The organism is Streptomyces sp. NPDC044064, assembly GCF_056434245.1.
On record NZ_JBWKFN010000069.1, the window covers coordinates 1 to 4,986 of the forward strand.

Below are 4,986 nucleotides of genomic sequence, written 5' to 3' on the forward strand. Positions count from 1 at the left end.
ACACAGTGAACGCGAGCATCAATGGACAAGCCCTCGGCCTATTAGTACCAGTCAACTCCACCCGTTACCAGGCTTCCATATCTGGCCTATCAACCCAGTCGTCTACTGGGAGCCTTACCCTCTCAAGGAGGTGGGAATACTCATCTCGAAGCAGGCTTCCCGCTTAGATGCTTTCAGCGGTTATCCCTCCCGAACGTAGCCAACCAGCCATGCCCTTGGCAGAACAACTGGCACACCAGAGGTTCGTCCGTCCCGGTCCTCTCGTACTAGGGACAGCCCTTCTCAATATTCCTACGCGCACAGCGGATAGGGACCGAACTGTCTCACGACGTTCTAAACCCAGCTCGCGTACCGCTTTAATGGGCGAACAGCCCAACCCTTGGGACCGACTCCAGCCCCAGGATGCGACGAGCCGACATCGAGGTGCCAAACCATCCCGTCGATATGGACTCTTGGGGAAGATCAGCCTGTTATCCCCGGGGTACCTTTTATCCGTTGAGCGACGGCGCTTCCACAAGCCACCGCCGGATCACTAGTCCCGACTTTCGTCCCTGCTCGACCCGTCGGTCTCACAGTCAAGCTCCCTTGTGCACTTACACTCAACACCTGATTGCCAACCAGGCTGAGGGAACCTTTGGGCGCCTCCGTTACTCTTTAGGAGGCAACCGCCCCAGTTAAACTACCCATCAGACACTGTCCCTGATCCGGATCACGGACCCAGGTTAGACATCCAGCACGACCAGACTGGTATTTCAACGACGACTCCACACTAACTGGCGTTAATGCTTCAAAGTCTCCCAGCTATCCTACACAAGCCGAACCGAACACCAATATCAAACTGTAGTAAAGGTCCCGGGGTCTTTCCGTCCTGCTGCGCGAAACGAGCATCTTTACTCGTAGTGCAATTTCACCGGGCCTATGGTTGAGACAGTCGAGAAGTCGTTACGCCATTCGTGCAGGTCGGAACTTACCCGACAAGGAATTTCGCTACCTTAGGATGGTTATAGTTACCACCGCCGTTTACTGGCGCTTAAGTTCTCAGCTTCGCCCTGACGAATCAGAGCTAACCGGTCCCCTTAACGTTCCAGCACCGGGCAGGCGTCAGTCCGTATACATCGCCTTACGGCTTCGCACGGACCTGTGTTTTTAGTAAACAGTCGCTTCTCGCTGGTCTCTGCGGCCAACCCCAGCTCAGGACGCAAAGTCCATCACCAGAGCTGGCCCCCCTTCTCCCGAAGTTACGGGGGCATTTTGCCGAGTTCCTTAACCATAGTTCACCCGAACGCCTCGGTATTCTCTACCTGACCACCTGAGTCGGTTTAGGGTACGGGCCGCCATGAAACTCGCTAGAGGCTTTTCTCGACAGCATAGGATCATCCACTTCGCCACAATCGGCTCGGCATCAGGTCTCAGACACATGAGCGGCGGATTTGCCTACCACTCGTCCTACACCCTTACCCCGGGACAACCACCGCCCGGGATGGACTACCTTCCTGCGTCACCCCATCACTCACCTACTAACCGCTTGGTTCGGCGGCTCCACCACTTTCCTTTCCCCGAAGGGTCCGGAACGGCTTCACGGCCTTAGCATCACGATGCTCGATGTTTGACGCTTCACAGCGGGTACCGGAATATCAACCGGTTATCCATCGACTACGCCTGTCGGCCTCGCCTTAGGTCCCGACTTACCCTGGGCAGATCAGCTTGACCCAGGAACCCTTAGTCAATCGGCGCAAACGTTTCTCACGTTTGTATCGCTACTCATGCCTGCATTCTCACTCGTCAACCGTCCACAACTACCTTCCGGTGCTGCTTCACCCGGCAGACGACGCTCCCCTACCCATCACAACACCCGTTGGGGCTATATGCTGCAATGACACGACTTCGGCGGTACGCTTGAGCCCCGCTACATTGTCGGCGCGGAATCACTAGACCAGTGAGCTATTACGCACTCTTTCAAGGGTGGCTGCTTCTAAGCCAACCTCCTGGTTGTCTGTGCGACTCCACATCCTTTCCCACTTAGCGTACGCTTAGGGGCCTTAGTCGATGCTCTGGGCTGTTTCCCTCTCGACCATGGAGCTTATCCCCCACAGTCTCACTGCCGCGCTCTCACTTACCGGCATTCGGAGTTTGGCTAAGGTCAGTAACCCGGTAGGGCCCATCGCCTATCCAGTGCTCTACCTCCGGCAAGAAACACACGACGCTGCACCTAAATGCATTTCGGGGAGAACCAGCTATCACGGAGTTTGATTGGCCTTTCACCCCTAACCACAGGTCATCCCCCAGGTTTTCAACCCTGGTGGGTTCGGTCCTCCACGAAGTCTTACCTCCGCTTCAACCTGCCCATGGCTAGATCACTCCGCTTCGGGTCTTGAGCGTGCTACTGAATCGCCCTATTCGGACTCGCTTTCGCTACGGCTTCCCCACCCGGGTTAACCTCGCAACACACCGCAAACTCGCAGGCTCATTCTTCAAAAGGCACGCAGTCACGAGATGCAGCAAGCTGCATCCGACGCTCCCACGGCTTGTAGGCACACGGTTTCAGGTACTATTTCACTCCGCTCCCGCGGTACTTTTCACCATTCCCTCACGGTACTATCCGCTATCGGTCACCAGGGAATATTTAGGCTTAGCGGGTGGTCCCGCCAGATTCACACGGGATTTCTCGGGCCCCGTGCTACTTGGGTGTCTCTCAAACGAGCCGCTGACGTTTCGACTACGGGGGTCTTACCCTCTACGCCGGACCTTTCGCATGTCCTTCGTCTACATCAACGGTTTCTGACTCGTCCTGTTGCCGGCAGACAACAGAAGAGAGATCCCACAACCCCGCATGCGCAACCCCTGCCGGGTCTCACACGCATACGGTTTGGCCTCATCCGGTTTCGCTCGCCACTACTCCCGGAATCACGGTTGTTTTCTCTTCCTGAGGGTACTGAGATGTTTCACTTCCCCTCGTTCCCTCCACACTGCCTATGTGTTCAGCAGTGGGTGACAGCCCATGACGACTGCCGGGTTTCCCCATTCGGAAACCCCCGGATCAAAGCCTGGTTGACGACTCCCCGGGGACTATCGCGGCCTCCCACGTCCTTCATCGGTTCCTGGTGCCAAGGCATCCACCGTGCGCCCTTAAAAACTTGGCCACAGATGCTCGCGTTCACTGTGCAGTTCTCAAACAACGACCAGCCACCCATCACCCCGAACCAACAGGCTCGAGTTCACTGGGGCCGGCGACTGAGGAAAACCATTCCCTCAGACACCCAACAGCGTGCCCGACACGATCAGCCGACCAGATCAGCGTTCCACGCCCCGAAGAGCAGTACTAGCGCCTGGTCCATCCTGGACCGTGCCGAATAATCAACGTTCCACCCATGAGCAACCAGCATCAGACATTCGCTGATGTACTGGCCTCTGACCAGCCGAAGCTGGTGAGAAGTGCTCCTTAGAAAGGAGGTGATCCAGCCGCACCTTCCGGTACGGCTACCTTGTTACGACTTCGTCCCAATCGCCAGTCCCACCTTCGACAGCTCCCTCCACAAGGGTTGGGCCACCGGCTTCGGGTGTTACCGACTTTCGTGACGTGACGGGCGGTGTGTACAAGGCCCGGGAACGTATTCACCGCAGCAATGCTGATCTGCGATTACTAGCGACTCCGACTTCATGGGGTCGAGTTGCAGACCCCAATCCGAACTGAGACCGGCTTTTTGAGATTCGCTCCACCTCACGGTATCGCAGCTCATTGTACCGGCCATTGTAGCACGTGTGCAGCCCAAGACATAAGGGGCATGATGACTTGACGTCGTCCCCACCTTCCTCCGAGTTGACCCCGGCGGTCTCCTGTGAGTCCCCATCACCCCGAAGGGCATGCTGGCAACACAGAACAAGGGTTGCGCTCGTTGCGGGACTTAACCCAACATCTCACGACACGAGCTGACGACAGCCATGCACCACCTGTACACCGACCACAAGGGGGCGCCTGTCTCCAGACGTTTCCGGTGTATGTCAAGCCTTGGTAAGGTTCTTCGCGTTGCGTCGAATTAAGCCACATGCTCCGCCGCTTGTGCGGGCCCCCGTCAATTCCTTTGAGTTTTAGCCTTGCGGCCGTACTCCCCAGGCGGGGAACTTAATGCGTTAGCTGCGGCACCGACGACGTGGAATGTCGCCAACACCTAGTTCCCACCGTTTACGGCGTGGACTACCAGGGTATCTAATCCTGTTCGCTCCCCACGCTTTCGCTCCTCAGCGTCAGTAATGGCCCAGAGATCCGCCTTCGCCACCGGTGTTCCTCCTGATATCTGCGCATTTCACCGCTACACCAGGAATTCCGATCTCCCCTACCACACTCTAGCTAGCCCGTATCGACTGCAGACCCGAGGTTAAGCCTCGGGCTTTCACAATCGACGTGACAAGCCGCCTACGAGCTCTTTACGCCCAATAATTCCGGACAACGCTTGCGCCCTACGTATTACCGCGGCTGCTGGCACGTAGTTAGCCGGCGCTTCTTCTGCAGGTACCGTCACTTTCGCTTCTTCCCTGCTGAAAGAGGTTTACAACCCGAAGGCCGTCATCCCTCACGCGGCGTCGCTGCATCAGGCTTTCGCCCATTGTGCAATATTCCCCACTGCTGCCTCCCGTAGGAGTCTGGGCCGTGTCTCAGTCCCAGTGTGGCCGGTCGCCCTCTCAGGCCGGCTACCCGTCGTCGCCTTGGTGAGCCATTACCTCACCAACAAGCTGATAGGCCGCGGGCTCATCCTTCACCGCCGGAGCTTTCCAACCTCCAAGATGCCTTGGAAGCTCGTATCCGGTATTAGACCCCGTTTCCAGGGCTTGTCCCAGAGTGAAGGGCAGATTGCCCACGTGTTACTCACCCGTTCGCCACTAATCCACCCCGAAGGGCTTCATCGTTCGACTTGCATGTGTTAAGCACGCCGCCAGCGTTCGTCCTGAGCCAGGATCAAACTCTCCGTGAATGTTTACCGGTAATCCGGT

Annotated in this window: 2 rRNA genes; both read right to left on the reverse strand. The window is 57.1% G+C overall.

Annotation, left to right across the window (positions count from 1 at the left end):
* Positions 1-21 precede the first annotated feature (21 nt).
* Positions 22-3,140 (reverse strand): 23S ribosomal RNA (locus AC07DS_RS46170).
* 303 nt (positions 3,141-3,443) lie between these two features.
* A 16S ribosomal RNA gene (locus tag AC07DS_RS46175) occupies positions 3,444-4,967 on the reverse strand.
* Together the 16S and 23S rRNA genes form the textbook arrangement of a ribosomal RNA operon.
* Positions 4,968-4,986 lie beyond the last annotated feature (19 nt).